Source organism: Myroides sp. C6-3 (assembly GCF_050522425.1).
GTDB lineage: Bacteria > Bacteroidota > Bacteroidia > Flavobacteriales > Flavobacteriaceae > Flavobacterium.
The window spans coordinates 143,100-161,604 of record NZ_JBMVQP010000001.1 but is presented as its reverse complement, the minus strand read 5'-3'; the positions used below and the strand labels follow the sequence as shown (position 1 = coordinate 161,604).

The 18,505-nt window shown below is 34.7% G+C and carries 22 protein-coding genes; 17 read left to right on the top strand and 5 right to left on the bottom strand.

The window, feature by feature from the left end; translation table 11 throughout:
• Positions 1 to 22 precede the first annotated feature (22 nt).
• On the bottom strand, positions 23 to 2,515 hold the full coding sequence (locus tag ACPDG9_RS00795) for a DUF5686 family protein (protein ID WP_430525963.1): 2,493 nt from the start codon (positions 2,513 to 2,515) through the stop codon (positions 23 to 25).
• Positions 2,516 to 2,603: 88 nt separating this feature from the next.
• Positions 2,604 to 3,581 carry a pyruvate dehydrogenase complex E1 component subunit beta gene (locus tag ACPDG9_RS00790; protein WP_430525962.1) on the bottom strand — a complete coding sequence of 326 codons (978 nt, stop codon included), beginning with the start codon at positions 3,579 to 3,581 and terminating at the stop codon, positions 2,604 to 2,606.
• Positions 3,582 to 4,030: 449 nt separating this feature from the next.
• Here ACPDG9_RS00790 and ACPDG9_RS00785 point away from each other — a divergent pair, with 449 nt between their 5' ends.
• The 16 genes from ACPDG9_RS00785 to ACPDG9_RS00710 all read left to right on the top strand — a co-directional run bounded on the left by ACPDG9_RS00785 (position 4,031) and on the right by ACPDG9_RS00710 (position 15,039).
• Positions 4,031 to 4,399: a hypothetical protein gene (locus ACPDG9_RS00785; protein ID WP_430525961.1), complete on the top strand. Its 369-nt coding sequence runs from the start codon at positions 4,031 to 4,033 to the stop codon at positions 4,397 to 4,399.
• A gap of 307 nt (positions 4,400 to 4,706) precedes the next feature.
• The gene (locus ACPDG9_RS00780; protein ID WP_430525960.1) at positions 4,707 to 4,853 is read left to right on the top strand and encodes a hypothetical protein; all 147 of its coding nucleotides are present in this window, start codon (positions 4,707 to 4,709) and stop codon (positions 4,851 to 4,853) included.
• A 21-nt stretch (positions 4,854 to 4,874) separates the two neighbouring features.
• Positions 4,875 to 5,066, top strand: coding sequence for a hypothetical protein (locus ACPDG9_RS00775; RefSeq protein WP_430525959.1), 192 nt, complete (start codon positions 4,875 to 4,877; stop codon positions 5,064 to 5,066).
• 94 nt (positions 5,067 to 5,160) lie between these two features.
• A complete protein-coding gene (locus ACPDG9_RS00770) occupies positions 5,161 to 5,835 on the top strand; it encodes a D-alanine--D-alanine ligase family protein (protein WP_430525958.1) in 675 nt (224 codons plus the stop codon).
• Positions 5,802 to 6,098 carry a hypothetical protein gene (locus ACPDG9_RS00765; RefSeq protein WP_430526000.1) on the top strand — a complete coding sequence of 99 codons (297 nt, stop codon included), beginning with the start codon at positions 5,802 to 5,804 and terminating at the stop codon, positions 6,096 to 6,098. The genes ACPDG9_RS00770 and ACPDG9_RS00765 overlap by 34 nt, the downstream gene beginning before the upstream one ends.
• Positions 6,099 to 6,132: 34 nt before the next feature.
• Positions 6,133 to 7,371: a serine hydroxymethyltransferase gene (gene glyA / locus ACPDG9_RS00760; RefSeq protein WP_430525957.1), complete on the top strand. Its 1,239-nt coding sequence runs from the start codon at positions 6,133 to 6,135 to the stop codon at positions 7,369 to 7,371.
• On the top strand, positions 7,368 to 8,090 hold the full coding sequence (locus ACPDG9_RS00755; RefSeq protein WP_430525956.1) for a class I SAM-dependent methyltransferase: 723 nt from the start codon (positions 7,368 to 7,370) through the stop codon (positions 8,088 to 8,090). Before glyA ends, ACPDG9_RS00755 begins: the two co-directional genes overlap by 4 nt.
• Positions 8,091 to 8,094: 4 nt before the next feature.
• The gene (locus ACPDG9_RS00750; protein ID WP_430525955.1) at positions 8,095 to 9,153 is read left to right on the top strand and encodes a D-alanine--D-alanine ligase family protein; all 1,059 of its coding nucleotides are present in this window, start codon (positions 8,095 to 8,097) and stop codon (positions 9,151 to 9,153) included.
• 267 nt (positions 9,154 to 9,420) lie between these two features.
• Positions 9,421 to 10,167, top strand: coding sequence for an electron transfer flavoprotein subunit beta/FixA family protein (locus ACPDG9_RS00745; protein ID WP_430525954.1), 747 nt, complete (start codon positions 9,421 to 9,423; stop codon positions 10,165 to 10,167).
• Positions 10,168 to 10,199: 32 nt separating this feature from the next.
• Complete coding sequence (locus ACPDG9_RS00740; protein ID WP_430525953.1) at positions 10,200 to 11,168, top strand: electron transfer flavoprotein subunit alpha/FixB family protein; 969 nt, start codon at positions 10,200 to 10,202, stop codon at positions 11,166 to 11,168.
• A gap of 104 nt (positions 11,169 to 11,272) precedes the next feature.
• Positions 11,273 to 11,884: a bifunctional nuclease domain-containing protein gene (locus tag ACPDG9_RS00735; RefSeq protein WP_430525952.1), complete on the top strand. Its 612-nt coding sequence runs from the start codon at positions 11,273 to 11,275 to the stop codon at positions 11,882 to 11,884.
• A gap of 18 nt (positions 11,885 to 11,902) precedes the next feature.
• Positions 11,903 to 12,727, top strand: coding sequence for a thymidylate synthase (locus ACPDG9_RS00730; protein ID WP_430525951.1), 825 nt, complete (start codon positions 11,903 to 11,905; stop codon positions 12,725 to 12,727).
• Between the two features lie 21 nt (positions 12,728 to 12,748).
• Positions 12,749 to 13,129 (top strand): 2TM domain-containing protein, encoded by a 381-nt coding sequence (locus tag ACPDG9_RS00725; RefSeq protein WP_430525950.1) that lies wholly within the window; start codon positions 12,749 to 12,751, stop codon positions 13,127 to 13,129.
• A 4-nt stretch (positions 13,130 to 13,133) separates the two neighbouring features.
• A complete protein-coding gene (locus ACPDG9_RS00720; RefSeq protein ID WP_430525949.1) occupies positions 13,134 to 13,619 on the top strand; it encodes a dihydrofolate reductase in 486 nt (161 codons plus the stop codon).
• Positions 13,620 to 13,621: 2 nt separating this feature from the next.
• A complete protein-coding gene (locus ACPDG9_RS00715) occupies positions 13,622 to 14,416 on the top strand; it encodes a hypothetical protein (RefSeq protein ID WP_430525948.1) in 795 nt (264 codons plus the stop codon).
• Positions 14,416 to 15,039, top strand: a complete 624-nt coding sequence (locus ACPDG9_RS00710) for a deoxynucleoside kinase (RefSeq protein WP_430525999.1) — start codon at positions 14,416 to 14,418, stop codon at positions 15,037 to 15,039. Before ACPDG9_RS00715 ends, ACPDG9_RS00710 begins: the two co-directional genes overlap by 1 nt.
• 33 nt (positions 15,040 to 15,072) lie before the next feature.
• Here ACPDG9_RS00710 and gldA read toward each other — a convergent pair whose 3' ends face one another.
• Genes gldA through ACPDG9_RS00695 form a run of 3 tightly spaced genes read right to left on the bottom strand, consistent with a single transcriptional unit; the run spans position 15,073 to position 17,266 of the window.
• Entirely contained in the window at positions 15,073 to 15,984 is a 912-nt protein-coding gene (gene gldA / locus ACPDG9_RS00705) for a gliding motility-associated ABC transporter ATP-binding subunit GldA (RefSeq protein WP_430525947.1), read from the bottom strand.
• 37 nt (positions 15,985 to 16,021) lie between these two features.
• The gene (locus tag ACPDG9_RS00700; RefSeq protein WP_430525946.1) at positions 16,022 to 16,411 is read right to left on the bottom strand and encodes a DUF1634 domain-containing protein; all 390 of its coding nucleotides are present in this window, start codon (positions 16,409 to 16,411) and stop codon (positions 16,022 to 16,024) included.
• A gap of 12 nt (positions 16,412 to 16,423) precedes the next feature.
• The gene (locus ACPDG9_RS00695; protein ID WP_430525945.1) at positions 16,424 to 17,266 is read right to left on the bottom strand and encodes a sulfite exporter TauE/SafE family protein; all 843 of its coding nucleotides are present in this window, start codon (positions 17,264 to 17,266) and stop codon (positions 16,424 to 16,426) included.
• Positions 17,267 to 17,422: 156 nt separating this feature from the next.
• On the opposite strand from ACPDG9_RS00695, the gene ACPDG9_RS00690 reads away from it, so the two are divergent.
• Entirely contained in the window at positions 17,423 to 18,496 is a 1,074-nt protein-coding gene (locus tag ACPDG9_RS00690) for a chorismate mutase (RefSeq protein ID WP_430525944.1), read from the top strand.
• Positions 18,497 to 18,505 lie beyond the last annotated feature (9 nt).

Below are 18,505 nucleotides of genomic sequence, written 5' to 3'. Positions count from 1 at the left end.
TTAGCAAGTTTTATCTTTATTATTAGAAATAAATTGCAAAAGAACCTCTGATAGCAAACTTTCTCGCGTCTGGCATATCTAGGTAATTCCCCCTCCAGCTTAAGTCAAGTCTAAAGACTTTAAAGATATTTCCTACACCGACATAGTATTCGTAATAAAAATCTTCTGGGGCTTTGTAAACGAGTTGAGAGGCATTCAGGTCGATATTCTCCTGTGAGATTTTTCCGTAAATCCCTCTAATTCCTACAATTTCTCTTAGGTTTAAATCCCTAAACCATGGAATCCTAGAGAGTAAGCGACCTCCAAAATTGTGTTCCAAGTGAATAGATGCATATTCATTGGTAACGAATTCGTAGTAATTGAGGTTGGCAAAGGTATTCTCGATGTTGAACCACGATTGGTTACCCGGCACCACGCTCAGTAGACCTAGAGGTACTTCACCGAATGTTTTTCCCGCTTCGAATGTAGTTGTGAACGTTCCAAATCCACCTAATAAAATTGGTTTTCTAGCATAGAGCTGTAATTTGTCATATTGGAAATTACTGTCAAAAGCACCTTTAAATCCGTGGCTATAGCGCAAGTATAGCTTTAAGTATTTTTTGTCGATGTCATTTCGGTCTACACCATAGCCGATCGTTCTTTTACCTGGTGTATAATCAATCGCCATTTCAACTTCTGACTGTTTCGTTTCATTGGAAATGATGTTTTGCTCTTTGTCAATGTAGTAATCCAAGTTAAAGCGATCAGAGGCTGGTTTTAACGTGCGATAGCTAAAGGTAGTTAATAAACGAAGGTTTTTAACGGGTTCAATTTCTAAACCGATGGTCGATAGGTTAATATCTGTAAGTTTAGAATTATCCCCACTAGCGAATAGGGAACTTGAAGCGAAACTTCGTCCAAGTACATCATTTGTTTCCGTTAAGCTAACGCCAATTTGTTCCACATCTCGGCGATTTCCTCCAAAGAGAATAAAACGAGAAGGGCTGTGGAGTAATACTTTTCCGCTAATACCGTATTTGAATTTGTTGTCTTTAAAGCCATAGGCCCCATAACCTTCTAATCTCCATCGGTCATTAGCACCGAAGTAGGTTCTTCCCCCTGCACGCATACGTAGTCCTTCAATATCATTGTAACCAAAGGTGGAGAAAATAGGACCATAGTCGAATTTATACTTCGGTATATTGTAGTAATTACTTGCAATAGTAGAGGTAAGGTCAAATAAAAACCTAAATTTAGGAACTGTTTTTAAGGTGTCTAGCATCTTGTAAATTCCAAATTCATCCTTACTCAGCGGTTCGAAACGGTAGGATTGCCAAAACTCATCCGATTTTCTGTAGATCGATTCGTCGTACTTGTTTACATCTTCTCTGTAGAATTCGTCTGGGTGTTTGATGTTGAATTCGTGATTGCGGTATACCGTTGTTCGTTTACCGTAGATTCCTTTTGATTCATCCTTTTTAGAAAGGGCAAAGTCAGACATAAAATGATCCCTAGTAAGCAAGAATACAGAATCGTTTAAAACGTCAAACTCTTGTTCGATATAAATGTCTTTGATCCAGTTGATATTTGCATCTCGACTGGCTTCCATGTTGATTTTCTTAATGGCGAATGTAGAGTCATTGACCCAAAAATCCCCTTTAAAGGTAAGTTCTCCTTTTCTTCTTGGATAATAAACGATATTATAACACCATTTGTCATCAATAAAAGCACTGTCAGCTAATACATAGTTGTAAACATTAATTCCAGTTCGAGACAGAGGGCTGACAAAATCTTTGTCGAAGATTTTGATGTAGTTATTATAAATGTTATACTCGGCATATAAATCTTTTACAAATTCAATAATATGTTGGTTTGTATCAAAACCCGAGTTTTTGTTACCTAGTGTTTTTTCTCTTTTTCTATTATTGACATTATCTCCATATACTTGTGCGATATTTTCATTAATAAAAATAGGGAGGTATGTTTTTCCTGTAATGCGATTGGTATCTACTTGATCAAAGATAAACTCCATGCCTTTGAAGAGCTTTTTCTTTCGGTAGGCGCTGTCGATTGAATTTAAGTCAAATTCAATTTTCTCGTATTTATCAAACTCGTATTGGCTAAACATATATAGTCCATTTTTTTTCTTGCGTTCCCATATCTTGCGTAAGATATCGAGGGCAGGGTTGTTCTTTTTCGATGTTTTTCCAGTGAAAATACGAACTTCCTCAAGCATATTATCTTCTTCTAAGGTGATGCTTAAGTCAAAGTTGTTGCGACTTTTCAACGGAACATAAGCGGTCTTATATCCGACGAAAGAAACAACTAAAGTGTCATAGTTATTTTCAGTTTCCAAATAGAACTTACCAAGCTCATTGGCAACTACTCCTTGCGTAGAATTTTTGAAATATACGCTAGCATACGATACTTCTACATTGCTCGTGTCTTTAATTTTACCACTTACCTTTGTTTGTGTAAATCCCTGTAAATGAAACAGTAAGATAAAGGTTAGGTAAAATAATATCTTTTTCTTCATAGTCAATAGTGGAGTAAATAAAAAACTCCATCTTACTAAGATAAGATGGAGTAATTCAAATATACAATATTTTTTTACTTAAAAAAGTTTATCTGTATAGTACTTTCTTCACTGCTTTGATTACGTCATTAGCATTAGGTAACCATTGTTCTAAAAGAACAGGTGAATAAGGAGCAGGTGTATCAGCAGTTGTAATTCTTTGGATAGGAGCATCTAAGTGGTCAAATGCTTGTTCTTGAACTAAGTAAGTAATTTCTGATGAAATACTTCCGAAAGGCCAAGCTTCTTCCAAAATAACTAAACGATTTGTTTTCTTTACTGAAGTTAAAATTGCTTCTTGATCTAATGGACGTACAGTACGCAAGTCAATTATTTCACAGGAGATACCTTCTTGTGCTAATTCTTCAGCTGCTTTATACGCTTCTTTGATGATTTTACCAAAAGAAACAATTGTAACGTCTTTTCCTTCTCTTTTAATATCAGCAACACCTAATGGAATTGTGTATTCTCCCTCAGGCACCTCACCTTTATCTCCATACATTTGCTCAGATTCCATGAAAATTACAGGATCATTATCGCGAATCGCTGATTTCAATAACCCTTTTGCATCGTAAGGATTAGAAGGTACGACAACTTTTAATCCTGGTACATTCGCATACCAGTTTTCAAAAGCTTGTGAGTGTGTTGCTCCTAATTGTCCTGCAGAAGCTGTTGGTCCACGAAATACAATTGGAATGTTGAATTGACCACCTGACATTTGACGCATTTTAGCTGCGTTGTTTATGATTTGGTCGATTCCTACTAAAGAGAAGTTGAATGTCATAAATTCAACAATTGGGCGGTTACCATTCATCGCTGAACCAACACCAATTCCTGCAAAACCAAGTTCTGCAATAGGAGCGTCAATTACGCGTTTTGGACCGAATTCGTCCAACATACCTTTTGAAGCTTTATAAGCACCATTATATTCAGCTACCTCTTCTCCAATTAAATATATTGTTTCATCGCGGCGCATTTCTTCGCTCATGGCTTCGCATACGGCCTCTCTAAATTGAATCGTTCTCATAAGTTCTTATTTTCCGTAAATTATTCAATAGGAGCAAAAATAGCAAAAATATCATTATGTCGCTTATGTTGTTTTGGGTTTTGTTTTTTTTAACGCGTAGATGTCGTGCCGTTTATTTCATTTACACCAGGGGAGACAAGAAGGTTCAAGAATTGTGTTTTTTCTTTTTGTTTGATCCATAGTGTAAAAGAAAGGATTGTGTAAGAGTCTTCTTAAGAGGGATTCTAAGACAATAGGGGATTGATTAAGAAAGTAAAGGGTTGAAAATAAGAGATTTGTGTTTTTTTGCTTTTTGTGGTGTATTTGTGAAATAATAGCGTTATGTGTGGATTGTTTGGGGAAAAAATACACAAAATGATGTACTTTTTCTGATTTGATTAAAAAATTTGCAATCTTACCGTAGAGTTATTTTATTTGCTTTCTGAAAACATTAATAAAAACCACAAAGTATGTTAAGAAAAGCAAAAGTTGTACTTGTATGTGCAATGGTATCCATGGGGATTTTTTCATGTAGTAGTGATGATAGTTCATCAAGCAGTGAAGCATATGAAGTTGTAGCTAAAACATCTGATAATGCGGTAATAAACAATATCGTAGTGGTGGAAGATGGCGCTACAGAGTCAATTGCTGACTTAGGGAAAAAAGAATGGTCTAAATCTTTTTCTGGAAAGAAAATTGTTGCTATTTCTGTAACAGGAGGAACAATAGATTCAGAAGATCAAACTGGAGTGTTGACGTTAGAAGTTGTTAAAGATGGCAAAGTTGTAAAGACTTCAAAAGCTAACGGAAATATTTTAGTAGCTTCTATTTCAATGTAATTGATTTTTGAAAATGTAACGTGTGATCGAAACACGATAGAAAAGAGTTCAGCTGTGCTGGACTCTTTTTTTGTTTGTAGTTGAGGCAAAAAAGGGATGATTTGCATCCTCTTTTTAAGGAATAGCAGAAAATTACATACACAATTCAAGTATATGGATACGATTGCTGATAAGTTTAGTATATAAAGGAGAGAATGGCGGTTTTTTTGATATAGGGATTAAAGGAAAAATCTTGCGTATTGCAAGAGTTGTAAATAAATTTAAAATCCGTGAATTATGTTGAAAAAAATGAAAATGACAGCGTTAAGTGTATTGGCTATCGCTATGGGTATGGTTGCTTACGGGGCATAAACAAGAGGTAGATTTAGAGTTGAAAGTCGAGCAATCGCTTCGATATCAAGTGACGGTAGCAACCTCAGAAGAAGCTCTGATAACGAGTATTCAAATCAAATAAGGAAATAGAGAAACAGAGACTATGGATCATGATGGAAGAAGGTGGAGCCGTTCTTTTGCAGGAGATGTACCTATAACAGTAGCTGTTACGGGTCATGCTGTTTCAGGGGAAAGTAGTTTTTCTAAGATAACTGTTCAAGTATTTAGAGATGGTGAACTCTTTAGAAATACAGAGGCGATAGGAGAAAATTTAGTGGTGAATGTCAGTTTTTAAAAAACAAATAACTTCTATTAAAAACTCAAATTGCCTTTTGAAGGTATATAGATGTTTTGAAAAGAAATAGTAAAAGACAAAAAAAGTATTATTTATGAATGTACAGGATAAAGATTTAATTGTGATTTTAGGAAATCAAGAAAATAAGGAGTTTTATCAAAGTATAGTTGAAACATTTAGTAAAGTTGGATGGGAGATTCAAATTCTGAAGTTAGATGTTCATAGTTTGTTTTTTTCAAAGTTAATTGAACTTAATCCATCGATCGTTTTATTTACACCTTCTGATTTTTCTATTAAACAAAAAGTATATAGTGAATTTGGTTTTGTTCAAGGATTCCTTGAATGTCATAATATAAGATATTCTGGCTCTGGTTCTACTGCATCTTTCTTGGGGGCAAATAAATATTTGTCGAAAATTATTTTTCAATCTCTTGGAATAAAAACACCTAGATTTATTTATGTTTCCGAAAATCAAACTCCTCCTGATTATGATAAAGTAAAAGAAGAATTGGGATTTAATATTATTATTAAGCCTAATAAACTTGGTGATTCTGTAGGAATAAATATCATTAGAAATGAAGATGAGTATTTTGAATGGATTAAAATACTTCAAGAAGAATACCAAAGTGATTTTCTTTTGGAAGAATTAATAGATAATGATAAAACAGAGTATACAACTGGGATTCTTGAATACGGTAATGATAGTATAAGATTGCCAATCTGTAAGACTAGAACATTTACAGACTTTTTTCTCATGAATCAAAAATAAATGGTTTTAATGAAAAGGAATATATAATAGATATAGAGTGTGATACTTATAAAGAAATGCAACGTATAGCATATTTATTGCATAAAGAATTTAAATGTAAAAATTTTTCTCGCACAGACTTTCTTATCGACAAAGAGCATAATATTTATGTTCTTGAAATTAACTTACTACCAGGTCTAATGCCAAATTCTATTTTTCCTCAATTATGTTTGAGAAAGAATATCTCACATGATGAAATTCTACTGTCTTTAATTAATCATTAATACAAGAATATTATCCAAATTTAAAAATAATTATATGAAAGAAATTTATTTGATTAAAAAAACTAAAAAACTACTGGATCGTCATGAAAAATGGATGTCTCAAACCATAAATCTTATAGCAAGCGAGAATTTGCTCAGTCCATTGGCTAAAAATTGTTTGATATCTGATTTAGGTAATAGAGTAGCAGAAGGATGGATTTGGGAAAGGATTTTTCCTGGAATTAAATATTATGATGAAATTGAACAAATAGGAATAGATATAGTCAAGCAGATGTTTTGTTGTGATTTTGTGGACTTACGTCCTATTTCAGGGACTCATGCTAATATGATTGTTTATACAGCCTTTACTAATCCTAATGATAAAGTGTTGTCTTTTTCAATTAAAAATGGAGGACATATTAGTATGAGTGGAGGAACACCCAAAAATATGTTTAAACTACAAGTATTAGGTATTCCTGTCAGTAATGATGGTTTTACTATTGATGTACCACGCACTTTAGAGGTCATTATGCAAGAAAAACCAAAACTAGTTATTATGGGGGGATCTGTTTTATTGTTTAGACAAGAAATAAAAGAAATAGTAAAGTTATGTAAATCACTAGATATTTTAACCATTTTTGACGCTTCACATGTAGCAGGATTAATAGCTACTGGAGATTATGAAAACCCAATGAAAGATGGTATAGATATAATGACCTTTTCTACATGTAAGACAATTCCAGGCCCCCAACACGCTATAATCGTAGCTAATGGAAAATATGGTGAAATTATAAAAAAGACAACTTTTCCTTCAACAGTATCTGGACATCATTTACACGAAACAGTAAGTGCTGTAGTAACTTTACTTGAATTGAAACTTTTTGGGAAGAATTATATACATAATGTTGTATTAAATTCAAAGGCCTTGGCAAGAGAGCTTAGTAATCTAGACATGAATATTTTGTTTAAGGATAAAGATTTTACAGAGACACATATGTTGTTGATGAAGAATAAGTCTAAATATGAAACAAAAGAATTAGAAAAGAGGTTTGAGAAAGCAAATATAATTTTTAACAGAAACATCTTGCCAGGTGATGTAGGATTTAAAAATCCTTCGGGTTTTCGGATAGGTACTCCTGAAATAACTAGAATAGGTATGACAGAGGTGGATATGCCTGTGATAGCACAATTTATCTCAGATGTATATTATGGGAAGAAAAGTATCGAGAAGGTTAAGAACGAAGTTATTTCTTTTAGAAAAGATTTTCAAACTGTGAAATACTGTTATGAATGATGGAGTTGAGTAAATATGAGAATGAAGATTTTGTTCAAGCTTATATGGCATTATGGTCATATGGGTATTTAAATAATTATGCCTATTCAGAAGGATTATATCGAACTATAATATCATTAGTTGTAAGCAATTTAGAAAAAACTAATAAAAAAAAGATTTTAGATGTTGGCTGTGGTGTTGGAAGGACAACTTTTGATTTGGCAAAGATTTATAAGAAAAGTTTTATTATAGCTCTTGATGAATCAAAAAAAATGATTGAAACTGCAAAGGAGATTAATTCATCAAGCTATAAAGGGAAAATGATTTCTTTAGCGAATAGGGGCTTTAAAGACTTAAAATTACCGAGTTTTTCGTTTCCGAATATTAAGTTTTTGTGCGAAAATTTTGAGCGATACAATTTTGTAGATAATAATTTTGATTTAATAGTCAATGTAAATTATTTGGATAGATGTGGCTCCATAGAATATAATATCAAAAAATTTTTTAAAATTCTAGCAGATGATGGACTTGTTGTAGGTTGCTCTCCCTTGAATTTTCAAAATGAGGATTCTTGGGAAACGTATAAAAGCGTGGATAATCTGAGAGAAGTAATAGAAAAAACGGGTTTTGAGATTATCGATATGTTTGATAATCTCGTCTATAAAGAAATTTTAGATGCTCGCGAATCTTTTGAAGAGTATAAGGTTGTTTGTTATGTACTGAAAAAAAAGACAAAATAAAAAGATGAAACAAAAAGTTGCTATAGTATTTGGAGGTAGATCTCCAGAATATGAAGTGTCCTTAATCTCGGCTACTACTATTTATAATGCAATTAATAAATTTCAATTTGAAGTTCTTCTTTTGGGAAATAATAAAAAAGGACAATGGTATTATGATTGTGATTATGCAAAAGAACAGGTAGATTTGACAGTAGATGACTACTTTAGTCAGGCACGAAAAGTACATATACAAGAGGATCAGGGGAATGGATTAATTGTCGATAGCCAAACTCATGAAGTATTAGCTATTTTTACTGTTGTTTTTCCTATTATACATGGTGGTTTTGGTGAAGATGGAACTTTACAAGGTTTTTTTAGATTTCTCGGTATTGCTTGCGTAGGTTCTAGTGTTTTAGGATCTTCAATTTGTATGGATAAAGAAATAACGAAACGCATTTTAAAAGATAATGGGATTCCTATTACTCGGTTTATCACTTTATATCAAGTAAATAAAGAAATAATAACCTTTAATCAAATTGTAAAGGAACTTGGTTGTCCCTTTTTTGTGAAACCTTGTAATGCTGGATCTTCTTTTGGAGTATCTAAAGTTTATAATAGTAGAGATTTTACAGTAGCATTAGATCTCGCTTTTCGATTCGATACTAAGATTTTGATTGAGGAGGCAATTGAAGGAAAAGAAATAGAATGTAGTATTTTAGGAAACGAGAAACCTATTTCTTCTTCTCTTGGCGAAATAGTTACAAGTACTGATTTTTACTCTTACGATGTAAAATACTGTAATACATCTAAGGCTACAATGAAAATCCCTGCTGATGTTCTTGTTGAAATTTCTGAAAAAATTAGATTGTGTGCTCTAAAAGCTTATCAGGTTGTTTGTTGTGAGGGGTTTGCTCGCATTGATTTTTTTTTAAAAGCAGATGGAGATTTTGTTGTTAATGAGATTAATACACTACCAGGGTTTACTCCTTATAGCATGTATCCTAAACTCTTTGAATATTCTGGTTTATCAGTATCTGATTTGCTTTCAGAATTAATAAGGTTAGCGTTAGAAAAAAAAAGATAGTTTAATTTTTATTCATGTTTAGATGATGTGTCTTACTTTTATCTAGTTTCAATTAAATTACAAACTTTTTAATTTTTTGTCTTTACTTTCATAGAATGGTTATTTGAAAAACGAAATCGGGTAAAAGATATTGAATTATTAGGTGATTTAGTAAATTATATTTGGTTAATTCAAAACAATTTTATATGCTTGCATAGTAAAATATTGAAAATTAATTCTTATTTTCGTTCACAAGTAATATTGTAAAACACAAAAACTATAATAATAATGAAGATATTAGTTTGCATCAGCCACGTGCCTGATACTACATCAAAAATCAATTTCACAAATGGTGATGCTGAATTTGATACAAATGGGGTACAATTTGTGATCAATGCTAACGATGAGTATGCATTAACACGCGCCATTTGGTTTAAAGAAAAACAAGGAGCTACGGTAACCGTAGTTAATGTTGGAGGAGCTGACACAGAGCCTACATTGAGAAAAGCATTAGCGATTGGAGCTGATGAAGCAATCCGTGTAAACGCAGTACCTACTGATGGTTTATTTGTTGCAAAGCAATTGGCAGAAGTAGTGAAAAACGGTGGATATGATTTAGTATTAGCAGGAAAAGAATCATTAGACTACAATGGTGGAATGGTTCCAGGAATGTTAGCTGCTATCTTGGGTTATGACTTCATTAATTCTTGCGAAGGAATGGAAGTTGACGGAACAACAGTTAAAGCAATTCGTCAAATTGATGGTGGTAAAGAAACAATATCAGGAAAATTGCCAATCGTTATTGGTGGGCAAAAAGGTTTGGTAGACGAGAAAGATTTACGTATTCCAAATATGCGCGGAATCATGGCTGCTAGAACAAAAGCATTAACAGTTCTTGAGCCAGTAGGAGCAGATGCTGCAACGAAAGCAGTAAAGTTCGAAAAACCAGCTGCAAAATCAGCTTGTAAAATGATCGCTCCAGATAACTTAGATGAGTTAATCAACTTATTACACAACGAAGCAAAAGTTATCTAATCTAGTAGTTTTTAACCTTAAAAAGAAAAAGTATGTCAGTTTTAATATATGCTGAATCAGCAGAAGGAAAATTTAAAAAAGTAGCATTAGAACTAGCTTCTTATGCAAAGAAAGTAGCAGAATCATTAGGAACAACAGTTACAGCTGTAACGGTTAACGCTTCTGATGTTAGCGAATTAGGAAAATACGGAGTTGATAAAGTACTAAAAGTATCAAGTGATAAATTAGCTACATTCAACGCTAAAGCGTATGCGGATGTGATCAAACAAGCTGCTCAAAAAGAAGGAGCAAAAGTAGTAGTATTATCCTCTTCAACAGATAGTTTATATGCAGCGCCTGCTGTAGCTATCGGATTGAACGCTGGTTTTGCTTCAAACGTAATCGCTCTACCTGAAAGTACAAGTCCATTTGTTGTAAAAAGAACAGGTTTCTCAAACAAAGCCTTTAATTTTACAGAAATCACTTCTGATGTGAAAGTGCTTGCTTTGGGGAAAAACTCTTTTGGATTAGTAGAAGCTTCAGGAGCAGCAGCTGTGGAAGATTTTGCACCAAGCTTAAACGATGCTGACTTCAGCTTAAAAGTTGAAGGAGTAGAAAAAGTATCTGGTAAAGTAACAATCGCTGATGCGGATATCGTAGTTTCTGGTGGACGTGGTATGAAAGGACCAGAAAACTGGGGAATGTTAGAGGATTTAGCAGAGGTTTTAGGCGCTGCTTTAGCTTGTTCTAAACCTGTTTCTGATGTGGGATGGAGATCACACGAAGAGCACGTGGGACAAACTGGAAAACCAGTAGCAGCTAATCTTTATATCGCTGTAGGTATCTCAGGAGCAATTCAACATATTGCTGGAGTGAACTCTTCTAAAGTAAAAGTGGTTATCAATACGGATCCTGAAGCACCTTTTTTCAAAGTTGCAGATTACGGAATCGTAGGAGATGCTTTCCAAGTATTACCTCAGTTAGTTGAAAAATTAAAAGACTTCAAAGCGAAAAACGCCTAAGCCGCATTTTTTGATTTAGATAATTTTACCAAGACAGTAACTAAAATCTAAAGATTGTTTATCTTTGATTTAGTTACTGTTTTTTTGTTTTTATAAAGAAAATTATGAGTTTGATTAAGCTAACAGTTAAAGGAATTTCATATAGCCATTCTCAAAATGGAGCTTATGCTTTGATCTTAGATGAGGAGCACGGAGATAGAAAATTGCCCATTGTTATTGGAGCTTTTGAAGCACAAGCTATTGCTATTGCAATTGAAGAGGAAATTAGACCTCCAAGACCTTTGACACACGATTTATTTAAGAGTTTTGCTGATACATTTGATATTCAATTGAAACACGTAATTGTACACAAATTAGTGGATGGCGTGTTCTTTTCTAGCTTAGTTTGGGAGAAAAACGGAATTGAAGAAACGATGGACGCCCGTACTTCTGACGCAATTGCCTTGGCAATACGCTTTTTCGCACCGATATATACCTATCCTGATATTATGAATAAAGCGGGTATTATTTTAAGCGGAACACCTGAAGTAGAAGAAGAACCTGCTGATGATGATATCGCGAGTCAAGTAGAACAATTCCTTGAACTCGATATTGAAGGAAAAGGATACAGCAAGTACGGATTACAAGATTTGCAACGTTTGCTCAATGAAGCGATTGGCAATGAAGATTACGAGACAGCAGCGCGAATTAGAGACGAAATTAGTAAGCGATCATAGTTAATTAAGGAGGAAAGAATGAAACAATATTTAAATTTAGTACAAGAAGTTTTAGATAAAGGGGTACAAAAAGGAGACCGTACGGGAACGGGTACAAAAAGTATTTTTGGTCATCAAATGCGCTTTGACTTAGCAGAGGGTTTTCCTATGGTAACAACAAAAAAAGTACATCTAAAGTCAATTATCCACGAACTCTTATGGTTCTTGAAAGGAGAAACTAATATTGCGTACTTAAAAGAACACGGGGTTAGAATTTGGGATGAATGGGCAGATGAAAATGGCGATCTTGGACCTGTTTATGGTTATCAATGGCGCAATTGGAACGGAGAGGGAATTGATCAAATAAAAGAGGTAATCGATACCTTGAAAACCAATCCCAATAGCAGACGTATTATGGTTTCTGCATGGAATCCAAGCGTTTTACCTGATACGAGTGTGTCTTTTGCAGAAAACGTAGCCAATAATAAAGCAGCATTACCTCCGTGTCATTCATTCTTTCAGTTTTATGTGGCTGAAGGAAAACTGTCTTGTCAATTATATCAACGCAGTGCAGATGTCTTTTTAGGTGTGCCTTTTAATATTGCTTCTTACGCTTTATTGACGATGATGGTCGCTCAAGTTTGCGAGCTAGAAGTAGGAGATTTTATTCATACGTTTGGCGATGTACACATTTACAACAACCACATCGAACAAGTCAACTTACAATTGAGTAGAACACCTTATGCTTTACCCAAAATGAAAATCAATCCAAAAGTGAAAGATATTTTTAGCTTTACCTATGAGGATTTTACGTTAGAAGATTACGTATCTCATCCTGCCATTAAAGGTCAAGTATCTGTATAATTTCTAATTCAAAAATATGCTATGGAAAAAACGGAAGCAATTAGACAGTATGAGTATGCGAAAAATAGAATTAAACAACGTAAAATGTTATTATTTCACTTCGTTGTTTTTCTGTTGGCATCACTGGTTTTATACGCAGTTAATATGTGGGTTAAAGATCCTCTAGTTGTTGGAGTTTGGTGGACTTATGTGGTTGGAGCTTGGGCGCTACTCGTGTTTATTCACGCTGTAAATGTATTAGTCGTTAATCGATTTATGGGAGCAGCTTGGCAAGAACGCGAAATAGAGCGACTCGTTGCACTCCAACAAGAGAAGATAAAACAATTGCGCGCCAAAGTAGAAAAAGACTTTCCTTTGGTAGATGTAAAAAGAGACTTAAATCAAGAAGATTCAAAACAATAGTACAATGGTTATTCTAATTGCTGCAATTGCAGAAAATAATGTATTAGGAAAAGACAATGCTATCATTTGGCATTTACCAGATGATTTTAAGCACTTCAAAACCTTGACCTCTCATCATTATATCATTATGGGACGCAAGACGTTTGAGTCTTTTCCAAAGCCTTTGCCTAATAGAACTCACGTTATTATAACGAGACAAAAGGACTATGTGGTACCTGAAAATTGTATCGTTGTACATAGCCTAGAAGAAGCTTTAGCGCTAACAAAGAACGAGAAAGCGGTCTACGTTATTGGAGGAGGAGAAATTTATAACCTTGCAATGCCGATTGCAGATCAATTAGAATTAACTCAAGTGCATGCCTCTTTCGCTGGGGATGCTTTTTTTCCTGAATTCTCAACCTCCGATTGGCAATTGGTGAAAGAGAGTTATCATCCAACAGATGAGAAACACGCCTATGCTTTTACTTTTCAAACCTATACTCGAAAGTAAGTATGAAAAAGATGTTCGCTTTTCTCTTGCTGTGGGCAAGTGGTGCGGCTTTTGCACAAGAATCGATTCAAGCGCAATTTTTAAATAGCGAATCGCTCAAAGAAAAAGAGATCTTCTTAAGTAAAGATATTTTTGATAATACTTTTACTAAAGAAGAAAATACATTGCGCAAGCGAAGTAAATACACAGTAGAAAATTTTAGCCTGCCGAAATTAGGATCGCTTCAAATGATTGATCTTACCAATTCACTGTTTCCCGTTCTGTTTTATAAAGATTTTAATACCATTGTATTACTTAGTAAGGAATTGGCCTTGCTAAATACCATTGAACTAACGGGGCGATTTTCTGCCATGGATCCCGCTTATATCGGTACAAGCACACAGAAAAATCTGTGGATTGTCAACCAAGCGAATCAAAGTGTATTGCGCTATAATCTAAGTACTTTAGAAGTGCGCAATATCTATACAATCAAAGAGGAACAAATCAAAACGTATCAATCGACGTTGAATTACCTCTATCGCGTTACTTCAACTAATCAAATTAAAGGTATTGATATATACGGTAATGAAGTTCTAAACTATACCTTGCCTTCCGATTATGAGCAGATTCAAATCCTAAATAATAAACAGGTATTTTATTTGTATCTAAATAAGCTATATTATGTTGATATGGAGAAGAATAAGATTTTTGAAATTACAGTGGATGTAAAAAGCATTTTGAGCTTCTTTTATAACACTCAAAAATTGAGTATTTTTGCGGAACAGAAAGTAAATAATTATCAAATAAAATTACCGTGATGCACATAGCAATTGCCGGAAATATTGGAGCGGGAAAAACAACACTGACAAACTTATTAGCAAAACATTATGGATGGGAGGCGCATTATGAAGATGTGGTTGACAATCCATATTTGGATGACTTCTACCATCAAATGGATCGCTGGTCATTTAACTTACAAGTTTATTTTTTGAATAGTCGTTTTCGCCAGGTACTTCAAATCAGACAGAGTGGAAAAACAATTATACAGGATCGCACAATCTATGAGGATGCTCATATTTTTGCGCCGAACTTGCATGCGATGGGCTTGATGTCTAACCGCGATTTTAAAAATTATGCAACTCTTTTTGATTTAATGCAAGATTTGGTTGCAGCACCAGATTTGTTGATTTATTTGAGAAGTACGGTTCCTAATTTAGTGGGGCAAATTCACAAAAGAGGACGCGAATATGAAAATTCAATTTCGATTGAATACTTGAGTGGACTAAACGAACGCTATGAAAACTGGATTAAAGGCTATGATAAAGGAAAATTATTAGTCATTGATGTAGACAGTTTAGATTTTGTTGATAAACCAGAAGATTTAGGATTGATTATCGATAAAATTGATGCGGAAATCAACGGATTATTTAAAAAACAATAAAAACAAAAAAGAGCCCAAGGCTCTTTTTTGTTTTTATTCTTCGTTAGCTGTTGCCGTAAATTCCTGAAACAGCTTTTCTAAATTCTTGTTCTTTGGTTGAAGAGAAAGGGTTTTCAACCCTTGTTGTTGTGCAAAGTCATAGACCGTAGCGCGATAATCCTGATCAGTTGGAAAAACAAGTTCCCATTGTGTATCGTGAATGTGATTGGCTTTGATTAAATGAGGGATGCGATTGACAAACTCAATCTCAATTTTAAAATCAAATTCAACAGCGATAATTTGTTCCTCTTGGTTGTCCAACAATTCATGTAAAAATTGATCCGCAACAATATGTCCTTTTTTGATGATGATCACACGTTCACAAATCGCTTCTACTTCTTGCATAATATGGGTAGAGAGAAAAACTGTTTTGTCTTTCCCTACCGTTTTAATTAGTTCTCGAATTTCAACTAATTGATTGGGATCCAATCCTGTTGTAGGTTCATCTAAGATAAGAACTTCCGGATCGTGTAGTAAGGCTGTTGCAATCCCCACGCGTTGGCGATATCCTTTAGAAAGTTGTCCAATTTTTTTATGGGATTCAGGTGTTAATCCTGTTTGAGTAATTACTTCTTCAATGCGTTCTTTTTTTACCTTGTAAATCGAAGCGTTGAATTGTAAATATTCTCTCACATACATATCCAAATACAAGGGATTGTGTTCAGGCAGGTAACCAATTGATTGTTGTACTTTTTTTGCCTGTGTAGCTACGTTGTATTCATTGACATAAGCGGTTCCTTCATCACTGTGAATAAAGGTCGTTAAGATTTTCATTAAGGTAGATTTCCCCGCTCCATTCGGACCAAGAAAACCGACAATTTGCCCTTTGGGAACCGTGAAATTAATGGCGTTCAATGCTTGTTGTTCACCGTAATATTTACTTATGTTTTCTACTTTAATAGACATAGATAATGAGTGGTTAGTAAAAACAAATGTAGGTAAATTAATGCGAAAAACCGAAAGACACACTCAGAATGATCACGGCAATAACAATTAGCGTGATTACCACGTACATCTTGTCTTTCTCAAGCATAAAGGAAAATAGCGATAGCACTAACCGCAGTGCTGGTGTTAGAAATAAAAGTAATATTCCCAAGAAGATAATCGACTCTCCATTCCATTCTTTTACGCCTTGTAGTATCGTGTTAAACACAACAAATAGGTTTTGGTCTTTTTCCGTAAAAGTAGAAAATGAAACAAGTTGCTGGGAATCTTTAGACAGCAGAATAATACCTCCAAGTAGGGTTACAGTTAAGGCACTTAATACCCCATAACGCAACACATTTCCGATGATGTTTTGCAACTGATTATCTGTAAATTTAGATGTGCTCATGTTTTCTCTTTTTTAAATTTTTCCTGTAATTCCGTTGTAAATCATGTTCAAGGCAATGATGAAGATCAGAACAGCAAAGAACATTTTTAGTTTTTTAGTATTGGCTTTCATTAATACTTTTGCTCCTACCATTGAGCCTAGAAGTACTCCGATAATAACAGGCATACAGATAGAGGGTTCAATATAGCCCTTTTGAATGTAAATGACGGAACTGGCAATGGCTGTTACTCCCATCATAAAATTACTGGTTGTAGTTGATACTTTAAAAGGAACTTTCATAATGGTATCCATGGCAATTACTTTAAAAGCGCCGGATCCAATACCTAATAACCCCGACATCATACCTGCGACACCCATCATACTAAAACCACCGAGAATATTAGTCATGCTATAGTGAACCTTTTCGCCGTTAGCTGCGGGATAGCTTCCGGCCAATTTAAGCTTTTTAGCCAAAGAGCTCCCTTGTTCTGGGAGGATGAGGTGATCTTCTTTTTTACGAATGGAATTCAAGGAAGAGAAGATAAGGGTTGCACCAAATATGATGGCAAGTAAAGAAGTAGGCGCATTGGTTGAGAGCAAAGCTCCGATTACAGCTCCAATGGTTGTGGCAATTTCGAGAAACATACCCAACCGCATATTGGTGATTCCTTCTCGTACATAGGCAGATGCGGAACCAGAGGAAGTTGCAATAACAGCAACTAATGCAGTTCCAATAGCATAATGCATGTCAACGCCTAGAAATACGGAAAGTAAGGGGATTATAATAATTCCGCCTCCGAGTCCTGATAAAGAGCCGATAAAACCAGCCGCAAAAGCACCCAGAAACATAATTAAGATAAAAGTTAGTACTGACATGTAGGTTGAATTTTTGATGAAAAGTAAAAGTATTAATTATTATAAAAAACAACGTACAAAAAGTGGTTTATCTAGATTTTCAAGTTTTATGCCCTTGTAATTTTCCTGTTTTATAGAATATAACTCGTAAATTTGTATCAAATGAAATTGTAAACGATGAGTAAAGATTGGTTAGCTACTTTTCAGGGGCAAGCACCTGCTCTAATAGCAGGTCCTTGTAGTGCTGAAACACCCGAACAATTGTTGCAAATTGCACGTGCTTTGCCTCAAGAAGTAAAAGTCTTTCGCGCTGGTATTTGGAAGCCGAGAACAAAACCCGGTGGATTTGAAGGGGTTGGTGCAATAGGCTTGGATTGGATGAAACAAGTTAAACAAGAAACGGGTTTACTTTTAGCAACAGAAGTGGCTACTGCCGAACATGTAGAGTTGTGTCTAACGAATGACGTTGATATTTTGTGGATTGGTGCGCGTACTGCAGTGAATCCTTTTTCCGTACAAGAAATTGCAGATGCGCTAAAGGGAACGGATAAAATTGTGATGCTTAAGAATCCTATCAATCCTGATTTATCCCTTTGGATGGGCGGACTCGAGCGATTGGAAAAAGCTAATATCAGCAAATTAGGATTGATTCACCGCGGATTTAGTACCTATGAAAAAACGAAATATCGAAATATTCCCGAATGGCAGATTCCATTAGATATCAAATCACAATTGCCTACGATTCCTATTTTTTGTGACCCTTCTCATATTACGGGACGTCGCGATCGAATTCAAGCGGTCTCACAGTTAGCTTTGGACTTGAATTTTGATGGATTAATGATAGAAACCCATTGCAATCCAGATAAAGCGTGGAGTGATGCCGCTCAACAAGTGACACCGGAACAGTTAAAGGCGATTATTCATTCTCTGAAGTTGCGTAATACTACGGACGATACAGAAGAATATATGCAGAAGCTACAAACCTATCGCATTCAGATTGATGATATGGATAGTAAGATTTTAGATCTTTTGAAGATGAGAATGATGATTTCAGATGAGATTGGTTCGTTAAAACGCGAGCGAAATGTAGCGGTTTTCCAACAAGAACGATGGAATAGTATTGTGGAGAAAATGATGAAAGAAGGGGAACATCTCGGATTTACGGATGAATTTATTCGCACGATTTACACGGCTATTCATCAAGAAAGTATTTATCGCCAAGATCAAGTTATTAATAGAAAAGAAGAGTAAGAGAGGAGC

Excerpts from the sequence above, each read along its gene's own strand:
- ACPDG9_RS00750 (WP_430525955.1), top strand. The coding sequence starts at position 8,095 with ATGAAACAAAAAGTTGCTATAGTATTTGGAGGTAGATCTCCAGAATAT.
- ACPDG9_RS00700 (WP_430525946.1), bottom strand. The coding sequence starts at position 16,411 with ATGAGCACATCTAAATTTACAGATAATCAGTTGCAAAACATCATCGGA.
- ACPDG9_RS00690 (WP_430525944.1), top strand. The coding sequence starts at position 17,423 with ATGAGTAAAGATTGGTTAGCTACTTTTCAGGGGCAAGCACCTGCTCTA.
- ACPDG9_RS00795 (WP_430525963.1), bottom strand. The coding sequence starts at position 2,515 with ATGAAGAAAAAGATATTATTTTACCTAACCTTTATCTTACTGTTTCAT.
- ACPDG9_RS00715 (WP_430525948.1), top strand. The coding sequence starts at position 13,622 with ATGAAAAAGATGTTCGCTTTTCTCTTGCTGTGGGCAAGTGGTGCGGCT.
- ACPDG9_RS00770 (WP_430525958.1), top strand. The coding sequence starts at position 5,161 with ATGAATGTACAGGATAAAGATTTAATTGTGATTTTAGGAAATCAAGAA.
- ACPDG9_RS00755 (WP_430525956.1), top strand. The coding sequence starts at position 7,368 with ATGATGGAGTTGAGTAAATATGAGAATGAAGATTTTGTTCAAGCTTAT.
- ACPDG9_RS00785 (WP_430525961.1), top strand. The coding sequence starts at position 4,031 with ATGTTAAGAAAAGCAAAAGTTGTACTTGTATGTGCAATGGTATCCATG.
- ACPDG9_RS00725 (WP_430525950.1), top strand. The coding sequence starts at position 12,749 with ATGGAAAAAACGGAAGCAATTAGACAGTATGAGTATGCGAAAAATAGA.
- gldA (WP_430525947.1), bottom strand. The coding sequence starts at position 15,984 with ATGTCTATTAAAGTAGAAAACATAAGTAAATATTACGGTGAACAACAA.
- ACPDG9_RS00695 (WP_430525945.1), bottom strand. The coding sequence starts at position 17,266 with ATGTCAGTACTAACTTTTATCTTAATTATGTTTCTGGGTGCTTTTGCG.
- ACPDG9_RS00790 (WP_430525962.1), bottom strand. The coding sequence starts at position 3,581 with ATGAGAACGATTCAATTTAGAGAGGCCGTATGCGAAGCCATGAGCGAA.
- ACPDG9_RS00720 (WP_430525949.1), top strand. The coding sequence starts at position 13,134 with ATGGTTATTCTAATTGCTGCAATTGCAGAAAATAATGTATTAGGAAAA.
- ACPDG9_RS00730 (WP_430525951.1), top strand. The coding sequence starts at position 11,903 with ATGAAACAATATTTAAATTTAGTACAAGAAGTTTTAGATAAAGGGGTA.
- glyA (WP_430525957.1), top strand. The coding sequence starts at position 6,133 with ATGAAAGAAATTTATTTGATTAAAAAAACTAAAAAACTACTGGATCGT.
- ACPDG9_RS00745 (WP_430525954.1), top strand. The coding sequence starts at position 9,421 with ATGAAGATATTAGTTTGCATCAGCCACGTGCCTGATACTACATCAAAA.
- ACPDG9_RS00735 (WP_430525952.1), top strand. The coding sequence starts at position 11,273 with ATGAGTTTGATTAAGCTAACAGTTAAAGGAATTTCATATAGCCATTCT.
- ACPDG9_RS00710 (WP_430525999.1), top strand. The coding sequence starts at position 14,416 with ATGCACATAGCAATTGCCGGAAATATTGGAGCGGGAAAAACAACACTG.
- ACPDG9_RS00775 (WP_430525959.1), top strand. The coding sequence starts at position 4,875 with ATGGATCATGATGGAAGAAGGTGGAGCCGTTCTTTTGCAGGAGATGTA.
- ACPDG9_RS00740 (WP_430525953.1), top strand. The coding sequence starts at position 10,200 with ATGTCAGTTTTAATATATGCTGAATCAGCAGAAGGAAAATTTAAAAAA.